We start from the raw sequence: 20,282 nt of genomic DNA, 5'->3' as shown, positions 1-20,282 counted from the left end.
AGGCAGACAGAGGCAGATAGCGCAGCGAGGCGAGAAAAAAGGGATCGCCGTTTTATTTTTATCATTTAAAAAAACGCGGCCTGCGCTCCTTCCCCGGCGCCATTTGCGTATACTTAGTGCGTAATTATGTGACGGGCAAGGAAATCTGTTGTGAAAATGTCGTATCGTCGCGCCCTTTGGCGCAATTTTTTAGGCCAGTCTCCCGACTGGTACAAACTGGCTCTGGTTATCTTCCTGGTAATTAACCCGCTTATCTTTATGGTGAGTCCTTTTGCCGCAGGCTGGTTGCTGGTGGCAGAGTTCATCTTTACCCTGGCCATGGCGCTGAAGTGTTACCCCCTGCTGCCGGGCGGCCTGCTGGCCTTCGAGGCGGTAGCAATAGGGATGACCAGTGCGGAACACGTGAGAGAAGAGCTGGCGTCCAACCTGGAAGTGCTCCTGCTGCTGATGTTTATGGTGGCCGGGATCTATTTTATGAAGCAGCTGCTGCTGTTCATTTTTACCCGCCTGCTGTTGAGCATCCCCTCAAAAAGGCTGCTGTCGCTGGCCTTCTGTCTGGCGGCCGCTTTTTTATCGGCCTTCCTCGATGCATTGACCGTGGTGGCAGTGGTGATCAGCGTCGCCGTCGGCTTTTACGGGATTTATCACCGGGTGGCCTCTTCCCAGCCGGCATCGGGCATGCAGGATGACAGTCAGGTTGATGCCCACCAGCGCGACGTGCTGGAGCAGTTTCGCGCCTTTCTGCGCAGCCTGATGATGCATGCTGGCGTGGGGACTGCGCTGGGCGGCGTCATGACCATGGTCGGCGAGCCGCAGAACCTGATTATCGCCAAAGCCGCGGACTGGAATTTTATCGAATTTTTCCTGCGCGTTGCTCCCGTCAGCGTGCCGGTGCTGGTGTGCGGCCTGCTCACCTGCTGGCTGGTAGAGAAGTTCAGGTGGTTTGGTTACGGCACCCTGCTGCCGAATCAGGTGCGCGACGTGCTGCAACGCTTCGACGAAGAGAGCCGCAGCCAGCGTACCCGTCAGCAGCGGCTGGCGCTGATTTCCCAGGGCATCATTGGCGTCTGGCTGATTATCGCCCTGGCGTTTCATCTGGCGGAGGTGGGACTGATTGGTCTGTCGGTCATTATCCTGGCGACCACCTTCTCCGGCGTGACGGATGAACATGCCATCGGTAAAGCCTTTACCGAAGCGCTGCCGTTTACCGCGCTGCTGGCGGTCTTTTTCGCGGTAGTGGCGGTGATCGTCGATCAGCACCTGTTTGGGCCGATCATTAACTTCGTGCTGCAGGCGGCGCCCGATGCCCAGCTGTCGCTGTTTTATCTGTTTAACGGCCTGCTGTCGGCCATCTCCGATAACGTCTTTGTCGGTTCGGTCTATATCAACGAAGCGAAAGCGGCGATGGAGAGTGGTATCATCGACCGGGAGCAGTTTGAACTGCTGGCGGTGGCGATCAATACCGGCACCAACCTGCCTTCCGTGGCCACGCCAAACGGTCAGGCGGCCTTCCTGTTCTTACTGACCTCCACCCTCGCCCCACTTATCCGCCTCTCTTATGGCCGGATGGTATGGATGGCGCTGCCTTATAGCCTGGTGTTAACCGCTGTGGGTTTGCTGTGCGTCAAAATTACCCTCATTCCTTTTACCCAATGGATGCTGCAGGCAGGTATACTGGCGACGCATTAAATGAGTCAGCCGGGCGGTCATTGCCCGGCTGCACTTGTGCATGATAAGTATTCGATTACGTTATATTTTACGCGCTGAAGCTGGCGCGTAGATTGATTTCGTTTACACTGCGCTTTCTATACCTGCTCCAGGGAAATGATTATGTTGAAATTTTTGAACCAGTGCTCGCGCGGTCGCGGGGCGTGGTTGTTGTTGGCCCTGACCGCCTTCGTGTTAGAAATGGTGGCATTGTGGTTCCAGCACGTAATGCTGCTGAAGCCATGCGTACTCTGTATCTATGAACGCTGCGCGCTGTTTGGCGTCATGGGCGCGGGTCTGGTGGGCGCCATCGCCCCAAAAAGCCCGCTGCGCTATGGTGCCATTGCCATCTGGCTTTACAGTGCCGGTAAAGGCCTGCAACTGGCCTGGGAGCACACCATGATCCAGCTGCACCCGTCGCCGTTCCAGACCTGTGACTTTGCCGCCAGCTTTCCGAGCTGGTTGCCGCTGGACAAGTGGCTGCCGCAGGTCTTTGTGGCTACCGGTGACTGCGCCGTGCGTCAGTGGGAATTCCTGACCCTGGAGATGCCGCAGTGGCTGGTGGGCATTTTTGCCGCCTACCTGATCGTGGCGCTGCTGGTGCTGATTGCCCAGCCGTTTAAAGCGAAAAAACGCGATCTGTTTGGTCGTTGATGCCCGGCGGCGCTTCGCTTGCACGGGCCTACGGGTAAGCGCAGCGTCACCCGGCAAAAAAGCCGCACATTAAAAAACCCGCCTTGGCGGGTTTTTTATTATCAGCGGTTGGGATGATTCAGAATATGGTCTTCCCAGTCCCGCACCTCGGACTCTTTCACCGCGATATGACGCACGGAGATCCGCTCGCCGTGCATCGCCGCTTTTGAGCCGGTCAGCAGCGGGTGCCACGCCGGCAGATCTTTCCCTTCCGCCAGCAGGCGGTAGGCGCAGGTCGGGGGCAGCCATTCGAAGGTCGGCAGGTTATCCCGGGTCAGCTTGATGCAGTCCGGCTCCAGCTCGAAACGCCGCTCGTAGTTGCGGCACTGGCAGGTTTTGATATTCAGCTGATTACAGGCGACATTGGTGAAATAGATTTCGTCCGAGTCTTCATCCATCAGCTTATGCAGGCAGCACTGCCCGCAACCATCGCACAGCGATTCCCACTCGGCGTCGGTCATGTTGTCGAGAGTTTTGCTTTGCCAGAAAGGGATTTCGCTCATAAGGATGTCCACACGTCAAAATAAAGCGCACCTTATAACCAGTCTGGCACCTCGATGCAAGTTTTGCCGCCCGAAAAGCGCGGCAAGCGAGGATTACAGTACGCGTGTTTTCAGTGACAGGCCGTTGACGGATAGGTCCAGCTCATCGCCACTGTGCAGCGGCCCCACCCCTTCCGGGGTGCCGGTGAGGATCACATCGCCCGGTTTCAGGGTGAAGTAACGGCTCATATAGGCAATCAGCGGCACAATCTTATGGATCATGTCAGAGGTAGAGCCCTGCTGACGCACTTCGCCGTTAATTTTCAGGCTCAGGGTCGTATTCTGCGGATCGTCCTGGAACTCCGCCGCCGGTACAAACCCGGAGATGGGGCAGGAATTATCAAAACCTTTGGCTTTCTCCCACGGCTGGCCCGCTTTTTTCATTTTGCCCTGCACCTCGCGCAGGGTGAGATCCAGCGCCACACCATAACCGGCAATCGCCTTCTGCACATGATCTTCAGAGGCCTGGCGCAGCGTGGCGCCAATCAGCACCGCCAGCTCCACTTCGTGGTGCACCGACCCCAGCCCCTGCGGGATCACCAGCGGCTGGCGGATATCGCAGAGTGCGGTTTCGGGTTTAATAAACAGCACCGGCTCGTCCGGAACTGCACTGCCCATTTCCTGAATATGCTTTGCGTAATTACTGCCCACACAGACGACTTTACTGACCGGATAATCCAGCAAGGCGCCTTGCCAGTTATGATGCTGATACATAATGAGCCCCTAAAGGTTAATGTAACGCTGACAGATTAATCTCAAACTATTTTTTCCCCAGCGCCTCAAGATGCTGTTTGAGTAAATTCTCTTGCGGCGGAGGGAGTTGTAAATAATAGCCCTGTTCGGCTAACGCGCTTTTTACTTTTTCCAGATCGGCGTTCTTCAGCTGCTTACGCCCGTCAAGCGGCATGAGCATCACCAGTTGCGGCTTACCGAAGCTCTTCATCAGCGCCTCAGGCACACGGGAAAAATCGTCCTTTTTTTCGACATAAAGATAGGTCTGGTCGCGCTGGGTACTTCTGTAGATCACACAAAACATATATTTACTCAGAATTAACGGGGAGGGTGACTTGCCTCAATATAATTGTGACTATAACATGCCTGATACTCTTCGGAATATCACGACGCACACGCCGTGGTAAAAAGCAAATTGAGTAAGGCCAGGATGTCAAACACGCCAATCGAGCTTAAAGGCAGTAGCTTCACCTTATCAGTGGTTCATTTGCATGAAGCAAAACCCGAGGTTATTCGTCAGGCGTTAGAAGACAAAATCGCCCAGGCGCCCGCATTTCTGAAACATGCGCCCGTCGTCATTAACGTCAGCGATCTTGAAGCGCCGATTAACTGGCAGCAGCTGCAACAGGCGGTCTTAGCCACCGGGCTGCGGATTGTCGGCATCAGCGGCTGTAAAGATCCTGAACTGAAAGCCGAAATCGACGAGGCGGGTCTTCCGCTGCTCACCGAAGGTAAAGATAAAGCCCCGCGCGCAGAGCCCCCTGCCCCGCCTGAACTTCCTGTTACACCCGCCACAAAAACGCGTTTGATCGACCTGCCGGTACGTTCCGGACAGCGTATTTATGCGCCAAATTGTGACCTTATTGTAACAAACCACGTCAGCGCAGGAGCGGAGCTTATTGCCGATGGCAATATTCATATCTATGGCTCAATGCGAGGCCGGGCGCTGGCAGGCGCCAGTGGCGATCGCGATGCGCAAATTTTTTGTACCCACCTGGAGGCGGAGCTGGTCTCCATCGCAGGTGTTTACTGGCTGAGCGATAACATCCCGGCCGAATTTTCTGGCAAAGCAGCGCGTTTGCGTCTGGCAGACAACGCTTTGACCGTTCAACCGTTGAATTGATCCCTTTTTAACAAGGAATTTCTATGGCACGCATTATTGTTGTTACTTCGGGTAAAGGAGGCGTTGGCAAGACCACCTCCAGCGCGGCCATCGCTACTGGTTTGGCCCAGAAGGGAAAGAAAACTGTCGTTATCGACTTTGATATCGGCCTGCGTAACCTTGACCTGATTATGGGTTGTGAACGCCGCGTGGTTTACGACTTTGTAAACGTGATTCAGGGTGATGCCACGCTGAATCAGGCAATGATTAAAGATAAGCGTACCGACAATCTCTATATTCTTCCCGCTTCCCAGACGCGCGACAAAGACGCGCTGACCCGTGAAGGCGTGGAAAAAGTGCTCGATGAGCTGAACAAGATGGACTTCGATTTCGTGATCTGCGATTCACCTGCGGGCATCGAAACCGGTGCGCTGATGGCGCTCTACTTCGCCGATGAAGCGATCATCACCACCAACCCGGAAGTCTCATCCGTGCGCGACTCGGACCGTATTTTAGGTATCCTTGCCTCAAAATCCCGTCGAGCGGAAAATGGTCAGGAACCGATCAAAGAGCACCTGCTGCTGACCCGCTATAATCCGGGTCGTGTCAGCAAAGGTGATATGCTGAGTATGGAAGACGTGCTGGAGATCCTGCGCATCAAACTGGTTGGCGTTATCCCGGAAGATCAATCCGTGCTGCGCGCCTCTAACCAGGGTGAACCGGTTATCCTCGACGCCAACGCAGACGCGGGTAAAGCGTATGCGGACACTGTGGATCGTCTGCTCGGAGAAGAACGTCCTTTCCGCTTCATTGAAGAAGAGAAGAAAGGTTTCCTCAAACGCCTGTTCGGAGGATAAGTTATGGCATTACTGGACTTTTTTCTCTCGCGGAAAAAAAACACCGCCAACATCGCTAAAGAACGACTTCAGATCATCGTGGCGGAACGCCGCCGCAGCGACGCTGAACCGCACTATCTGCCGCAGCTGCGCAAAGACATCCTGGAAGTGATCTGCAAATACGTGCAGATCGACCCGGAAATGGTCACCGTGCAGCTGGAGCAAAAAGACGGAGATATCTCGATTCTGGAGCTCAACGTCACCCTGCCGGAAGCGGAAGAGTCGCGTTCATAAACGTGCGTATTGCCGGGCGGCACGTCGTTTGCCCGGCCTACGGTTTGTCGTTTTGTAGCCCCGGCAAGCGCAGCGCCGCCGGGGGTTACAGATCGCGCTTACTGCGGATACTCTTCCAGTAACGCATTCAGGCGATCGGCCATCAATTCCCCGCGCCATCCGGCAATCAGTTCCGGCGTGCCGTTTTGCGGTTTCAGCTTCCAGTGCGCGTTCAGCAGCTGGTTGATCTGACGGCGTGAGGCCAGCAGCTCGGCGCTGACTTTGCTCTCTGACGCCACCTCCTGCACCAGGGCCTTGATCGCCTTAAATGCTTTGCGATACCCTGGCATATCCATCAGATTCAGCAGCGGCTCCGGCAGCGCCTCATCCGGCAGTTGCTGAGCTTTCGCCACCAGCGCCAGCAGCGTTTTCCCGTGGAACCGGATCTCCGACCCCGAAAGCCCGATGCTGTCCAGCTCGCCCAGGCTGCCCGGCATGTACCGCGCCACGGCCCAGAGATGCTCCTCACGCACCACAAAATTCACCGCCAGGTCACGCTCGCGCGCCTTACGCAGACGCCAGTCTGCCAGCAGTTGCAGACAGGCCAGCTGACGGGTGCGCAGCTGCCAGGCGTTGGTGATGTCGCGCCACGCCTCTTTCGGGTCGGCGATCTCCTGACGACGCTGCTGCGTCATCTGGCACTCATTCAGCGCCGCAGCCAGCCAGCCGGAGGCTTCGGCCTCTTTCATCAATTGACTGGCGATGGGCAGCAGGTAGAACACATCCGCCGCCGCGTAGTCGAGCTGACGTTCGGTCAGCGGACGCGCCAGCCAGTCGGTGCGGGATTCGCTCTTGTCGATGACAAGGCCGGTATACTCTTCCACCATGGCAGCAAAGCCCCATGACAGTGGACGACCCGCAAACGCGGCGAGGATCTGGGTATCAATCAGCGGCTGCGGCATGATGCCGAAGGTGTTGAGGAAAACTTCCAGATCTTCACTGCCGGCATGCAGATATTTGGTGATGGCGGTGTCCAGCAGCAACTCACGCATCGGCGTCCAGTCGGTGATCCCCAGCGGATCGATAAGCGATACCCGTTTGCCGTCATACAGTTGGATGAGACCCAGCTGCGGGTAGTAAGTGCGGGTACGAACAAACTCGGTGTCCAGCGCGATGGCGGATGCATCGCGGGTGAGATCGCACAGCGAAGCCAGTTCGTCGTTGGTGGTGATCATCTGGTAATTCAAATCATTTTCTCTATGGTTTGCGCCCATAAAAAAACGCTGGCCAGGCCAGCGTTTCTGGGTGACTAACACGAAGCTCAGCCTTTATTGTCTACTTTGGCGCGCGCTTCGTCACGTAATTCTCGTCGTAATATCTTCCCGACGTTCGATTTTGGCAGTTCGTCGCGAAACTCCACCAGCTTCGGCACTTTGTAGCCGGTAAGATGGCGACGGCAGAAGGTGATCAGCGCGTCTTCGCTCAGGGCAGGATCTTTTTTCACCACAAAGATTTTTACCGTTTCGCCGCTGCTGCCTGCCGGTACCCCTACTGCGGCCACCTCCAGTACGCCGTTGTGCTGCATCACCACCTCTTCGATCTCGTTGGGATAGACGTTGAACCCGGAGACCAGGATCATATCTTTCTTACGATCGACGATGCGCAGGAAACCTTCGTCATCCATCACCGCGATGTCGCCGGTGTGCAGCCAGCCATCCTTGATGATTTCGTCGGTAGCGTCCGGGCGTTGCCAGTAACCCAGCATCACCTGCGGCCCTCTTACGCACAGCTCGCCAGGCTCGCCATGCGGCACTTCGTTATCGTCGTCATCCACCAGTTTAGCTTCGGTGGAGGGCACCGGCAGGCCAATGCTGCCGCTGTGATAGTCGATATCGTGCGGGTTTACGCTCACCAGCGGGGCGCACTCGGTCAGGCCATAGCCTTCAAGCAGGTACTGCCCGGTGAGCTTGACCCAGCGCTCGGCCACCGCCTGCTGCACCGGCATCCCGCCACCCGCTGACAGATGCAGGGTGGAGAAATCGAGCTGCTGGAACTCTTTATTATTGAGCAGCGCGTTAAACAGGGTGTTTACCCCGGTCATGGCGGTAAACGGATATTTCGCCAGCTCTTTCACCAGCCCCGGAATATCACGCGGGTTGGTGATTAGCACGTTCTGCCCGCCGAGTTCGATAAACAGCAGACAGTTCATGGTCAGGGCAAAAATGTGATACAGCGGCAGCGCAGTAATGACCAGCTCTTTGCCGCGATGCAGCAGCGGCCCGTAGGTGGCATTAACCTGTTCGAGGTTCGCCAGCATGTTGCGGTGGGTAAGCATCGCCCCTTTCGCCACGCCGGTTGTGCCGCCGGTATATTGCAGGAAGGCCAGATCCTGCGAGACGATCTCAGGCTTAACGTACTGCATCCGGTAGCCGGTGTGCAGCGCCTGGCGAAAAGAGATGGCATCCGGCAGGTGATATTTCGGCACCAGACGTTTGACATATTTGACGACGAAGTTAACCAGCGTCCCTTTGGCGGTGGAGAGCTGGTCGCCCATCCGCGTCAGGATGACGTGTTTGACCTGGGTCTTATCAACCACTTTTTCCAGCGTGTGGGCGAAGTTGGAGACAATCACAATCGCCGCGGCACCGCTGTCATTCAACTGATGTTCCAGCTCACGCGGAGTATAGAGCGGGTTGACGTTAACCACGATCATCCCGGCGCGCAGAATGCCGAACAGCGCCACCGGATACTGCAGCAGGTTGGGCATCATCAGCGCCACGCGATCGCCCTTCTGCAGGCCTAAGCCCTGTTGCAGATAGGCGGCAAAGGCCCGGCTGCGCTCTTCCAGTTTACGGAAGGTCATCACCTCGCCCATGTTCACAAACGCAGGCTGATCGGCGTAACGCGTTACGGAGTTTTCAAACAGTTCAACCAGGGATTGATAACGGTCAGGATTTATCTCTGCGGGAACATCCGCAGGATATCGGTTAAGCCAAACCTTCTTCACTACATCACCTCTGAAATGCGTGTTCGTCGTCATCACAACCCCGGTTAATAAACAAGTCGTTAACATAATATTAACTCAGCGTACCAGTTTATTTATTGTCCGGATTTAAGGTTGCGAAGCGCGTCACTATTTATTTTTCTTATTACCGTGGAAAAAACAAAACAGCGGACGGGCCGCTGTTTCTTAATTAAGAATAACAGTGACTTACTCTGTTACTATCGTTCGGACCTGAGCTTGACCGGGGCCATAGCCTGGCCATCCGCCGTAGCCGTAACCATAGCCATAACGCCATGGATGCGGTCCCCAGTACCAGGGGTCGGGTGGCGGCATCATCACCTGCTGCTGCACCCGCCAGCGTTTATAGCCGTTGGCCTGCATGGTCATGAATTTATAAGGCGTGTTGCCGACTTTACCCTGCTCTGCGCCGGTGATCGGTCCCACTACGGTGATCAGTTGTCCCCGGAAATCCACCGGATCGAGGAAGCCGTTAACATCGGCGTAGATACGGCCTCGTGAGGCTTCACCCAGCACCGGACGCGCACCGCTGTCGAGGGGAACGGTGGCAATCTCCAGACGGGTTTTCCCCTGCTGGTTGAGCACCTCCACGACTTTGCCGCCGAAACGCGCTTCCTGACCCACGTAGAGTTCCGGGGCGTTCATCACCCGGACCAGATCCTGCTGCGGCGTGGGGCTGCTGCCCTGGATGGCATCAGGTACGGATATACATCCCGTTAACGCCAGGGCCAGCGCCCCGACGGTCAGCAGACGAACGACATATTTTTGAACCGCCATGATGCGACTCCTTTTTCTCAGGCTCTTATACTGAGATTCACTCCCGGCCCGGAAGTTTCTTCCACGCTACGGTGTTTCGCAAATAAACCGGCTCGGCTTTCTCCACCGCCACGGTTTGCCCTGCCTCCAGCATCTGACAAGCGATGGGCAGCATATCTTCTGCGGCAGGTAACAGGACAGTGCCGTCCACCAGGGTCAGACCGCTCTCCTTTGCCATGTCAGGCCAGGCTGGCCAGCCGGTCCCGACGGTCGCCCACTCACCGGAAAGCTGCTTCATGCGCTCACCTGCCGCTTCCGGCGTGAGCACCGCTTCGCTCTCTTCCCCGTGCCAGACGCCCTGCTCATCACGGGTGTACTCCGCCCAGTAGACTTCGCCCATGCGGGCATCAATAGCCGCCAGCACGCGGGTCGCACCGGTACGGCGCCACGCCCCCTGCGCCATGGTCGCCAGGGTCGAGATGCCAATCATCGGCAGTTCAGCGCCCAGCGCCAGCCCCTGGGCAATGCCGATACCGATGCGAACGCCGGTAAAGCTGCCCGGACCACGGCCATAGGCCAGCGCATCGAGGTCGGTAAGAGAGGTATTGCCCTCGGTGAGGATCATCTTCACCAGAGGCAGGATACGTTGGGTGTGTTCCCGGGGGCACTCTTCGAAATGAGCAAAGGGAGTACCGTCATTCCACAGGGCAACGGAGCAAGCCTCCGTGGCGGTATCGATAGCCAGAATTCGCATGTATTGTCGCGCTCTCGCAGTGGTCAGTCACAAAAAGGGGCGCATTTTAGCACACCCACCAGCAAATTACTGCGTCTGCGACGCGGCAAGGAAACGCACGGCGCGATCGATATCCCGGGTACGTGGCGCCGGCGGCAGGCTGGCGATAAAGGTGGCGCCGTAAGGTCGCATGACCAGGCGGTTATCGCAGATCACCAGCACCCCGCGATCGTCCACGTCACGGATCAGGCGCCCCACTCCCTGCTTAAGAGTAATGACCGCATCCGGAAGCTGCACCTCATCAAACGGATCGCCTCCCCGCAGGCGGCAATCTTCCATCCGCGCCTTCAGCAACGGATCGTCCGGCGACGTAAAGGGCAGTTTGTCGATGATCACCAGCGACAGGGTATCGCCGCGCACGTCGACCCCTTCCCAGAAGCTACTCGTGGCCACCAGCAGGGCATTGCCGTGGCTGACAAACTGCTGCAGCAGCTGGCCTTTGCTGGTTTCACCCTGCAACAGTACCGGCAGCGTCATGGTGGCGCGGAACTGCTCCGCCAGATCGCGCATCATGGCGTGGGAGGTGCAGAGCATAAAGCAGCGACCATTGTTGGCCTCAATCATCGGCTTGAGCATCGCCGCCAGATGGCGGGCGGCGCCGGGCTGATTAGGCAGCGGCAGGTTGCGCGGCACGCAGAGCAGCGCCTGGGTGGCGTAATCAAACGGGCTCGGCAGCAGCAGGGATTTGGCCTCTGCGATGCCGAGACGTTCGGTGAAATGGTGCAGATCGTCGTTAACCGACAGCGTGGCGGAGGTAAAGATCCAGCTACCCGGCTTCTGCGCCATCACATCCTGGAATTTATCGGCCACGGTGAGCGGCGTCAGCGCGAGGGTGAAATGGCGCGAGTTGCATTCGTACCAGTAGCTGTAGCCGGGCTGGTTAAATTCTTTCAGCCGTTTCAGGCGCGCGCGGTAGAGCGTGGCGCGTTCAAAGGCGGCATCCAGCAGCGCCGAACGGCCGAGGGAGAGCTTCGCCACGTCGTAACAGAGCTCCAGGGCATCATCCAGCAGCAGCAGCGCGCGCTGAATATGCTGATCGGCCAGCAGTTCGCGCAGGTTGCCACGAAAACCCGGATCGCCAAGCTGCATGCGAAAATCCTGCGTACTCTGCGCCAGGCGGTCGGCGCACTTCTGTAGCTGCTGGGTATCTTTCAGTTCGGTGCGGTAGGCGATGGTAAAATCTTTCGCCAGATCCAGCAGCTGGCGGCTGGAGAGCGACTGGCCGAAATACTGGCTGGCGATATCGGGGAGCTGATGGGCTTCGTCGAAGATCAGCACCTCGGCTTCGGGGATCAGCTCACCAAAACCGCTCTCTTTCACCACCATGTCCGCCAGGAAGAGGTGATGGTTCACCACCACCACGTCGGCCTCCATCGCCGTTTTACGCGCTTTGACCACAAAACAGTCTTTATAGAGCGGACAGTCGCTGCCCAGACAGTTGTCGTTGGTGCTGGTGACCAGCGGCCAGGCAGGAGAGTCTTCGGCGACGCTGGCGCAGGTACTGATATCGCCATCCTGGGTCTGGTTGGCCCAGCTGCGCAGGATGATCACATCGCTGAGGGTCTGTACCGGAAGATCGCCGCCCGCGAGCGCCTGCTGTTCGAGCCGCTCAATACAGAGATAGTTGGAGCGCCCTTTCAGCAGGGCCAGACGGCCTTTATATTTCAGGGCTTTGGCGACGGTGGGCAGATCGCGGCTGTAGAGCTGATCCTGCAACGCTTTCGAACCGGTGGAGATGATCACCTTTTTCTTCGTGCGCAGCGCTGGCGCCAGATAGGCGTACGTTTTACCGGTGCCGGTCCCCGCCTCTACCACCAGTGGCTGGGCGCTGTCGATCGCCTCGGCTACCGCGTGCGCCATCTGGCGCTGCGGTTCGCGCGGCTTGAAGCCGGGAATTGCCTTTGCTAACTGTCCGTCTGCTGCGAAATCGTCTGCCACTCTGCCCCCTGTAATTTTGCACAGGGATTATGTCAGGCCGATCGTCCTGGCGCCAGTCGAGAGTGACGCAGGCAAAACAATATGGCAGTCTTGCCCGCAGAAAGTCACCATAACGAGGAAACGTGTATGACAATTGTGCGCATTGATGCCGAAGCCCGCTGGTCAGATGTAGTGATCCACAACCAGACCCTCTACTACACCGGCGTACCGGAAAACCTGGATGCCGACGCCTATGAGCAGACCGCCAATACCCTGGCGCAGATTGACGCAGTGCTGGAAAAACAGGGCAGCGACAAATCCCGCATTCTGGATGCGACCATTTTCCTTGCCAGTAAAGAGGATTTTGCGGCGATGAACAAAGCCTGGGACGAGTGGGTGGTGGCGGGTCACGCGCCTGTCCGCTGCACGGTACAGGCGACGCTGATGAAGCCGCAGTATAAGGTTGAGATTAAAATTATCGCTGCGGTGTAAGGGCGTTACTCCTCTTCATCATCCTCAAAACGCGCCACGATCCGCTCGCCGGTATGGGTGGCGCGAAGCTCTTCTGCCACCTGAGAAATTGCCTGCCCGCTGCTCATCCCCTGGGACATCAGCTCCTGTATGCGCTCGACGGCCTTTTGCTGCTGCTCGTGGCTCAGTGAAGGTAAACCTGCAAACATTGTCAACTCCTGCTAAATTATTGGCGCTAATTATTTCACGCTGCCCGGTTGTTTACCACCCATGAACTCGCTATCCCCCACTGTTATGACATTACCGTGGCGTCCTGACGCCGCAGAATTCTGGTTTGCTCCGCTCAGCCATCTGCCGTGGGCCATGCTGCTGCACTCGGGCCATGCGGATCACACCTACAGTCGCTTTGACATTCTGGTCGCTGACCCGCGCAGCACACTGGTGACGCACGGAGCGGATACGCTGATCGACGGGGTTCATTCTGACGCCTGCCCGCTGAGTTTGTTGCAGCAGGCCCTTGATGAGATGGGCCTGCCCTGCATGCCTGACCCGGACCTCCCCTTCCAGGGCGGCGCGCTGGGGCTGTTCGGCTATGACCTTGGCCGCCGCTTCGAAAAGCTACCGGAACGGGCCTTGCGTGATATCACCCTGGCGGATATGGCGGTGGGCCTGTATGACTGGGCGATAATCGTCGATCACCACAAAGAGCGGGTGTCGCTGGTCTGTCATGGCGATGTACAGGCGCGGCTGGCCTGGCTTGAAGCACAGCGCCCCCCTGAGAACGTACCTGCATTCCGGTTGACCTCCGGCTGGCAGGCCAATATGACCGCGGCGGAGTACAACGACAAATTTGAGCGCGTGCAGGCCTTCCTGCACAGCGGCGACTGCTATCAGGTGAATCTGGCCCAGCGTTTCCAGGCCCGCTACGAGGGCGACGAATGGCAGGCGTTTACCCGGCTGAACGCCAACAACCGCGCCCCCTTCAGCGCCTTTTTGCGTCTTGAAGAGGGGGCGATCCTGAGCCTCTCCCCGGAGCGTTTTATCCACCTTGCGGAAGGCACCATCCAGACCCGTCCCATTAAAGGCACCCTGCCGCGGCTGGCGGATGCCGAGGCGGATCGCCAGCAGGCTGAGAAGCTCGCCGCCTCGCCGAAAGACAGAGCCGAGAATCTGATGATTGTCGATCTGATGCGCAATGATATTGGCCGGGTGGCGGAGCCGGGAAGCGTGCGGGTGCCGGAGCTGTTCGTGGTGGAGCCCTTCCCCGCCGTGCATCATCTGGTGAGCACCATCACCGCCCGCCTGCCGCAAGCGCAGACCGCGTGCGATCTGCTGCGCGCCGCGTTTCCCGGCGGGTCGATCACCGGCGCGCCAAAAGTGCGGGCGATGGAGATCATCGACGAACTGGAGCCGCATCGCCGGAACGCATGGTGCGGCAGCATCGGCTATATCAGCCTCTGCGGCGGCATGGATACCAGCATCACCATTCGCACCCTGACGGCGGTGGAGGGGCAGCTCTACTGTTCCGCAGGCGGTGGCATTGTGGCTGACAGCCAGGCCGGGGCGGAATATCAGGAAACGTTTGATAAAGTAAATCGTATTCTGCAACAACTGGAGTGCTAACTGGTGAATACTCACGACCTGACCCTCGACCATTTTTTATCGCGTTTTCAGCTGTTGCGCCCGCAGGTGAACAGCACGTCGCTGAACCAGCGTCAGGCGGCAGTATTGATCCCGGTGGTGCGCCGGGAGCAGCCGGGCCTGCTGTTGACCCGGCGCTCGGCGAAGCTGCGTAAACATGCCGGTCAGGTGGCCTTTCCCGGCGGCGCGGTGGACAGCACCGACGCCTCATTAATTGCCGCCGCCCTGCGTGAAGCCGAGGAAGAGGTGGCGATCCCGCCGCACAAGGTCGAAGTGATTGGCGTCCTGCCGCCGGTGGACAGCGTTACTGGCTTTCAGGTCACGCCGGTGGTGGGGATTATTCCGCCGGATCTGCACTATCACGCCAGCGAGGACGAAGTGGAGTCGGTCTTTGAAATGCCGCTGGCGGAAGCCCTGCGTCTGGGCCGTTATCATCCGCTCGATATTCATCGCCGTGGCCACGATCATCGGGTGTGGCTCTCCTGGTATGAGCATTATTTTGTCTGGGGCATGACGGCGGGAATAATTCGTGAGCTGGCGCTGCAGATCGGCCTGAAACCTTGACTATACTTTACATTCGCCTCTTTTTTGCGCCTTTGCGATCGGCCTCCCGCTATTAGTTTATCAGGCGTTAATCATTAGTTTAATTCATGTGAATAGTTAAGCTGACGACAGGGTTCCCTCTTACACTATGCGAAGTTATTACATCGTTACTGGAAACCCGGTAACCCTGTCAGGAGTGTTAAAGTGATTAGTATATTCGACATGTTCAAAGTGGGGATTGGTCCCTCTTCTTCCCACACTGTCGGGCCGATGAAGGCCGGTAAACAGTTCGTCGATGACCTGGTCGAAAAAGGATTACTGGATAGCGTTACCCGCGTGGCTGTAGACGTTTACGGTTCACTGTCGCTTACGGGTAAAGGCCACCACACCGATATCGCCATTATTATGGGTCTGGCCGGGAATATGCCGGACACCGTAGATATTGACGCCATTCCGGCGTTTATTCGCGACGTGGAAACGCGCGGTCGTCTGCTGCTGGCGAATGGCCGGCATGAAGTCGATTTCCCGCAGGACGACGGCATGCGTTTTCGCAGCGACAACCTCTCCCTGCATGAAAACGGGATGCAGATCCACGCCTTTAGCGGCGAGAAACTGGTCTACAGCAAGACCTACTACTCCATCGGCGGCGGCTTCATCGTCGATGAAGAGCATTTCGGCCAGGACGTCACGGGCGACGTAAAGGTGCCTTACCCGTTCAAATCGGCGACAGAAATGCTGAATTACTGTAAGGAGACTGGCCTGTCCCTCTCCGGCATGGTGATGCAGAACGAGCTGGCGCTGCACAGCAAGAAAGAGATTGAAGACTATTTCGCCAACGTCTGGCAGACCATGCGCGCCTGTATCGATCGCGGTATGAATACGGAAGGGGTACTGCCTGGCCCACTGCGCGTGCCGCGTCGTGCCTCCGCCCTGCGCCGGATGCTGGTCACGACGGATAAGTACTCCAACGATCCGATGAACGTGGTGGACTGGGTCAACATGTTTGCCCTCGCGGTGAACGAAGAGAACGCTGCCGGTGGCCGCGTGGTGACCGCACCGACCAACGGTGCCTGCGGGATCGTTCCGGCAGTGCTGGCCTACTACGATCACTTTATCGAATCGGTAAGCCCGGATATCTATATTCGCTACTTCCTCGCCGCAGGCGCGGTGGGTGCGCTGTATAAGATGAATGCCTCCATTTCCGGCGCTGAGGTTGGCTGTCAGGGTGAAGTGGGCGTGGCCTGTTCCATGGCGGCAGCCGGTCTGGCTGAGCTGCTGGGCGCCAGCCCGGAGCAGGTATGCGTGGCCGCCGAGATCGGCATGGAACATAACCTCGGTCTGACCTGTGACCCGGTTGCCGGTCAGGTGCAGGTGCCATGTATTGAGCGTAACGCGATTGCCTCCGTAAAAGCGATCAACGCCTCCCGTATGGCGATGCGCCGTACCAGCGAACCGCGCGTCTCGCTGGATAAGGTGATCGAAACCATGTACGAAACCGGTAAAGATATGAACGCCAAATACCGCGAAACGTCCCGCGGCGGTCTGGCCATTAAGGTGCAGTGCGACTAAGACGCTGAAAGCGCTTCTGCGACTTTCGTCTTTCATGCTTTAAACGCCCATCTGATAGGGATGGGCGAATTTCATCCCCTTTCCTCGTTACCTGAAATAATGCCGACTACACTAGCCAGGTTGCCACGGGCATCTGCGCCAGTGGCTCTTCGGGTGACCGTGGCATGCAAACAACGCACAGGATAATTAAAAATTATCACCGCAAACGGGTAATCGTTTGCCTCCTGCTGTCCCTTTCCACTCTCGTTTGCACGCTAATTATCGGCTTTATTTCACAGCGCAATTTAAATCAGCAGACCACCGTGGCCTTTGTCTCCCATGCTGTCGATACGCTGGATAAGATCCTGCAACCGCTGGAGACGGGACGCGAGGTGGTACAACCGCTTATCGGCCTGCCCTGCGTGGAGGTCAACTTTTTACTGCGCAAGCACGCCGCCTCCCTGCAAACCGTGCGCTCAATCGGCCTGATTAAAGACGGCATTCTCTATTGCTCAAGCATGTTCGGTGACCGCGATATCCCCATCAGCCAGTTTCAGCCCCTGCTGCCCGCCGCGCAGCCCTTACTGCTCCTGACCACAGACCAGCCGCTGATGAAAGGCAGCCCGGTGCTGATCCAATGGTATCCGGCGCCCGGCCAGAGTGAGGATGGCATCATGGAGATTGTGAATATCGATCTTATCGCCCGGATGCTGCTGGAGCCCCAGCTGCCGCTCATCAGCGACGTTAACCTCAGCGTCGGCGGTAAGTACCTGAACCATGAGCGCCAGCTTTCGGACAGGCTGGTGACAGACGCTGGCGACAACGTTTACCAGCAGGCTTCCCTCAACTTTCCTTTCATCATCACCGTCAACGGCCCGGGGCTGACCGCGCTGGCGCTGAAAAATCTGCCGTCGCAGCTGCCGCTGGCGGTGATATTCAGCATGCTGGTGGGGTATATCGCCTGGCTTGCCACCGCCAGTCGCATGAGCTTTACCCGGGAGATCAACTTTGGCCTGGCCTCCGGTGAGTTTGAGCTCTTTTGCCAGCCGCTGATCGATGCCAAAAAACAGGATTGCGTCGGCGTGGAAATTCTTCTGCGCTGGAATAATCCGCGGCAGGGGTGGATCGCCCCGGATATTTTTATTCCACTGGCGGAGGAGCATAACCTGATTGTCCCCCTCACCCGCTACGTGCTTATCGAAACCGTCCGCCATCTGGCGATGTTTCCTACCGCGCCGGGCTTTCATATTGGGATCAACGTCGCGGCCAGCCATTTCCGTGACGGCACTCTGCTTCATGACCTGAACCGCGTCTGGTTCAGCGCCGAGCCCGCGCAGCAGCTAGTCATTGAATTAACCGAGCGCGATTCCCTGCTGGAGATGGACTACACCATGGTAGAGGCGTTACATCAGAAAGGGGTGAAGCTGGCGATTGACGATTTTGGTACCGGGAGCAGTTCGCTTTCGTGGCTGGAGAAACTCAATCCGGAAGTGCTGAAAATTGATAAATCTTTTACCGCCGCCATCGGCACGGATGCCGTCAACTCAACGGTGACAGACATTATTATCGCCCTGGCCCAGCGTCTGAATATTGAACTGGTGGCTGAAGGGGTGGAAAACAGCGACCAGGCGAGCCATCTGCGCCTGCACGGGGTGGATATCCTTCAGGGATTTTTGTACGCGCGGCCGATGCCACTGCGGGATTTCCCGCAGTGGCTGGCGGAGAGTTCACCTCCGCCAGCCTCTCATAACGGCGATATGATGCCGTCGGCTCCGTAATTACTCTTCTTCGTCGTGGGCGGACTGTTCTTTAACAATGCGCACCAGATCAACGCGGTAATCGTTGGCGGTCACGATGGTTATCTTCAGCGGCGGCAGCTCAAGCACATCACCGGCTCGCGGAATTTGACCGTTCACGGCAATCACCAGACCGGCCACCGTCGCGATATCTTCATCGTGGTTGGTCAGGTGTTCCAGCCCCAGCGTATGTTGCAGGGCATGCAGATCCGTGGTGCCTTTGACCAGCCAGCCATCATTATCGTTAACGATCTCCGGCGTTTCGTCGGCATCCGGGAACTCACCGGCAATCGCTTCAAGAACATCCAGCGGCGTAACCAGACCCTGCACCACGCCAAACTCGTTGGTCACGATAACAAAGCTACCCCGGGCACGGCGCAGTACGCCAAGCAGGTTGATCGGGTCGAGCGTTTCCGGCACCACGATAGCAGGCGATGCGGCGGCAATGGCCTCAACGTCCACGCCCTCTTCCAGTGCCACCAGCATCTCTTTGGCACGAACCACGCCAATGATCTCATCCAGCTCGCCGCGACACACCGGGAACAGGCTGTGCGGAGAGGAGAGCAGCTGCTGGCGGATTTCCGTCACGCTCAGTCTGGCATCGACCCAGCTGATTTCACCGCGCGGGGTCATGATGCCGCGCAGGGAACGCGAGGCCAGGGACAGCACGCCGTTAATCATATAGCGCTCTTCTTCAACAAAGGCGCCTTCCGGAACCGGCACCGGGACATGGTTATCGCTGTCCTGCTGTGCTTTGGCTTCGCGGCGGCCACCCATCAGACGCAAAATCGCATCAGCGGTCCGGGCACGCAGCGGCTGGTTCGACTGCTGGCGAATAAAGTTGCGACGGGCAATCTGGTTAAACAGCTCTATAATGATGGAGAAACCAATTGCGGCGTACAGATAGCCTTTCGGAATATGGAAGCCGAAACCTTCTGCCACCAGGCTCAAACCGATCATCAGCAGGAAGCTCAGACAGAGCACCACCACGGTCGGATGCTGGTTAACGAATCGCGTCAACGGCTTCGAGGCGAGTAGCATCACCGCCATCGCGATGATCACGGCCGCCATCATCACCGGCAGATGATTCACCATACCGACAGCGGTAATGACCGCGTCGAGGGAGAAGACCGCGTCCAGTACCACGATTTGCAGTACCACTACCCAGAAGCTGGCATAGCCTTTACCGTGTCCGTCGTCGTGCTGGCGGTTTTCCAGCCGTTCATGGAGCTCGGTTGTGGCTTTGAAGAGCAGGAATATCCCCCCCAGCAGCATGATCAGGTCGCGCCCTGAGAAGGTGAAGTTGAAGGCAGTGAACAGCGGTTGCGTAAGCGTAACCATCCATGAGATCACCGACAGCAGCGCAAGACGCATAATCAGCGCCAGCGACAGACCGATTAAACGTGCTTTATCACGTTGTTTAGGTGGAAGTTTATCCGCAAGGATCGCGATAAACACGAGGTTATCGATACCGAGAACGATCTCAAGTACCACCAGCGTGAGCAATCCTACCCAGATTTGCGGGTCCATTAAGAATTCCATGACAAGCTCCTGCTAAAGGAATGGCAAAACGGCGCCGCGAAAAGGTCGGGCGAAGCGGTAAAGAACGTAAACAGTGAGTGGCGCGAATCGCCGATAAGGCTGGCCAGAGCTGGCCGGGTGTGTGACTGGCGTCGGTGACGGTCCATACAGTGGGCTACTGCCCCATACTCCTGACAATTAAACGGATGGTAAACATATCAGAGACCTGAGCTCTTTGGCAAAGATTTACTTTCCTTTGCAAACAGATGTTTCCGTGCTTTTTTTGATCACAGAAATATCTCATTGGCTTAGGCTAAATTACGGATCTTCATCACATAAATTATTTTTTCGATGTCTAAAATAAATCGCGTAAGTCTTAGTTAATTGAA

21 protein-coding genes are annotated in these 20,282 nt (G+C 57.2%); 10 read left to right on the top strand and 11 right to left on the bottom strand.

The features are described from left to right. The first annotated feature begins 150 nt into the window (after positions 1–150). Complete coding sequence (gene nhaB / locus B3X29_RS17955) at positions 151–1,689, top strand: sodium/proton antiporter NhaB (protein WP_103180005.1); 1,539 nt, start codon at positions 151–153, stop codon at positions 1,687–1,689. 141 nt (positions 1,690–1,830) lie between these two features. Next, positions 1,831–2,361, top strand: a complete 531-nt coding sequence (gene dsbB, locus B3X29_RS17950; RefSeq protein WP_103180006.1) for a disulfide bond formation protein DsbB — start codon at positions 1,831–1,833, stop codon at positions 2,359–2,361. Positions 2,362–2,462: 101 nt separating this feature from the next. On the opposite strand, the gene B3X29_RS17945 is transcribed toward dsbB, so the two are convergent. The 3 genes from B3X29_RS17945 to B3X29_RS17935 all read right to left on the bottom strand — a co-directional run bounded on the left by B3X29_RS17945 (position 2,463) and on the right by B3X29_RS17935 (position 3,978). Further along, a complete protein-coding gene (locus B3X29_RS17945; protein ID WP_103180007.1) occupies positions 2,463–2,903 on the bottom strand; it encodes a YcgN family cysteine cluster protein in 441 nt (146 codons plus the stop codon). Positions 2,904–2,996: 93 nt separating this feature from the next. After that, positions 2,997–3,656 carry a fumarylacetoacetate hydrolase family protein gene (locus tag B3X29_RS17940; protein ID WP_103180008.1) on the bottom strand — a complete coding sequence of 220 codons (660 nt, stop codon included), beginning with the start codon at positions 3,654–3,656 and terminating at the stop codon, positions 2,997–2,999. A 46-nt stretch (positions 3,657–3,702) separates the two neighbouring features. Beyond that, positions 3,703–3,978 (bottom strand): YcgL domain-containing protein, encoded by a 276-nt coding sequence (locus B3X29_RS17935; RefSeq protein WP_103180009.1) that lies wholly within the window; start codon positions 3,976–3,978, stop codon positions 3,703–3,705. 126 nt (positions 3,979–4,104) lie between these two features. On the opposite strand from B3X29_RS17935, the gene minC reads away from it, so the two are divergent. From minC to minE, 3 genes are read left to right on the top strand one after another with little or no spacing between them, the layout of a single operon-like run. Further along, positions 4,105–4,797: a septum site-determining protein MinC gene (gene minC / locus B3X29_RS17930; protein ID WP_103180010.1), complete on the top strand. Its 693-nt coding sequence runs from the start codon at positions 4,105–4,107 to the stop codon at positions 4,795–4,797. 23 nt (positions 4,798–4,820) lie between these two features. Next, positions 4,821–5,633, top strand: coding sequence for a septum site-determining protein MinD (gene minD, locus B3X29_RS17925; protein ID WP_103180011.1), 813 nt, complete (start codon positions 4,821–4,823; stop codon positions 5,631–5,633). 3 nt (positions 5,634–5,636) lie between these two features. After that, entirely contained in the window at positions 5,637–5,906 is a 270-nt protein-coding gene (gene minE, locus B3X29_RS17920) for a cell division topological specificity factor MinE (protein WP_103180012.1), read from the top strand. A 98-nt stretch (positions 5,907–6,004) separates the two neighbouring features. Here the strand turns inward: minE and rnd are convergent, their stop codons facing one another. From rnd to B3X29_RS17895, 5 genes are all read right to left on the bottom strand, one after another. Further along, positions 6,005–7,132, bottom strand: coding sequence for a ribonuclease D (rnd, locus tag B3X29_RS17915; RefSeq protein ID WP_156655493.1), 1,128 nt, complete (start codon positions 7,130–7,132; stop codon positions 6,005–6,007). A 74-nt stretch (positions 7,133–7,206) separates the two neighbouring features. Further along, positions 7,207–8,892 carry a long-chain-fatty-acid--CoA ligase FadD gene (fadD, locus tag B3X29_RS17910; protein WP_139156349.1) on the bottom strand — a complete coding sequence of 562 codons (1,686 nt, stop codon included), beginning with the start codon at positions 8,890–8,892 and terminating at the stop codon, positions 7,207–7,209. Between the two features lie 204 nt (positions 8,893–9,096). Beyond that, positions 9,097–9,684 carry a Slp family lipoprotein gene (locus B3X29_RS17905; protein WP_159339503.1) on the bottom strand — a complete coding sequence of 196 codons (588 nt, stop codon included), beginning with the start codon at positions 9,682–9,684 and terminating at the stop codon, positions 9,097–9,099. A gap of 37 nt (positions 9,685–9,721) precedes the next feature. Then, the gene (gene tsaB / locus B3X29_RS17900) at positions 9,722–10,417 is read right to left on the bottom strand and encodes a tRNA (adenosine(37)-N6)-threonylcarbamoyltransferase complex dimerization subunit type 1 TsaB (RefSeq protein ID WP_156654702.1); all 696 of its coding nucleotides are present in this window, start codon (positions 10,415–10,417) and stop codon (positions 9,722–9,724) included. A gap of 66 nt (positions 10,418–10,483) precedes the next feature. Beyond that, positions 10,484–12,394: an ATP-dependent DNA helicase gene (locus B3X29_RS17895; protein WP_103180016.1), complete on the bottom strand. Its 1,911-nt coding sequence runs from the start codon at positions 12,392–12,394 to the stop codon at positions 10,484–10,486. Between the two features lie 126 nt (positions 12,395–12,520). Between B3X29_RS17895 and B3X29_RS17890 the strand changes: the two genes are divergently transcribed. After that, positions 12,521–12,865, top strand: coding sequence for a RidA family protein (locus B3X29_RS17890; RefSeq protein ID WP_103180017.1), 345 nt, complete (start codon positions 12,521–12,523; stop codon positions 12,863–12,865). 5 nt (positions 12,866–12,870) lie between these two features. Here B3X29_RS17890 and B3X29_RS17885 read toward each other — a convergent pair whose 3' ends face one another. Next, positions 12,871–13,053, bottom strand: a complete 183-nt coding sequence (locus B3X29_RS17885) for a YoaH family protein (RefSeq protein ID WP_039030781.1) — start codon at positions 13,051–13,053, stop codon at positions 12,871–12,873. Between the two features lie 61 nt (positions 13,054–13,114). Between B3X29_RS17885 and pabB the strand changes: the two genes are divergently transcribed. From pabB to B3X29_RS17865, 4 genes are all read left to right on the top strand, one after another. After that, a complete protein-coding gene (pabB, locus tag B3X29_RS17880) occupies positions 13,115–14,467 on the top strand; it encodes an aminodeoxychorismate synthase component 1 (protein ID WP_159339504.1) in 1,353 nt (450 codons plus the stop codon). A gap of 3 nt (positions 14,468–14,470) precedes the next feature. Then, on the top strand, positions 14,471–15,049 hold the full coding sequence (locus tag B3X29_RS17875; protein ID WP_103822349.1) for a CoA pyrophosphatase: 579 nt from the start codon (positions 14,471–14,473) through the stop codon (positions 15,047–15,049). Positions 15,050–15,232: 183 nt separating this feature from the next. Further along, complete coding sequence (gene sdaA / locus B3X29_RS17870; protein WP_159339505.1) at positions 15,233–16,597, top strand: L-serine ammonia-lyase; 1,365 nt, start codon at positions 15,233–15,235, stop codon at positions 16,595–16,597. Between the two features lie 164 nt (positions 16,598–16,761). Further along, a complete protein-coding gene (locus B3X29_RS17865; protein WP_159339506.1) occupies positions 16,762–18,354 on the top strand; it encodes an EAL domain-containing protein in 1,593 nt (530 codons plus the stop codon). Here B3X29_RS17865 and yoaE read toward each other — a convergent pair whose 3' ends face one another. Both yoaE and B3X29_RS22615 read right to left on the bottom strand, forming a co-directional pair. Further along, positions 18,355–19,914, bottom strand: coding sequence for a CNNM family cation transport protein YoaE (gene yoaE / locus B3X29_RS17860; RefSeq protein ID WP_103180023.1), 1,560 nt, complete (start codon positions 19,912–19,914; stop codon positions 18,355–18,357). Continuing rightward, the gene (locus B3X29_RS22615) at positions 19,902–20,060 is read right to left on the bottom strand and encodes a protein YoaL (protein WP_371413849.1); all 159 of its coding nucleotides are present in this window, start codon (positions 20,058–20,060) and stop codon (positions 19,902–19,904) included. Before B3X29_RS22615 ends, yoaE begins: the two co-directional genes overlap by 13 nt. Between the last annotated feature and the right edge of the window lie 222 nt (positions 20,061–20,282).

This window comes from Leclercia sp. UBA5076, from assembly GCF_002416465.1.
In the GTDB taxonomy this organism is placed as follows: Bacteria; Pseudomonadota; Gammaproteobacteria; order Enterobacterales; family Enterobacteriaceae; genus Enterobacter.
Note: the sequence above shows the minus strand (reverse complement) of the source record. Positions and strands in the feature narration are given on the sequence as shown.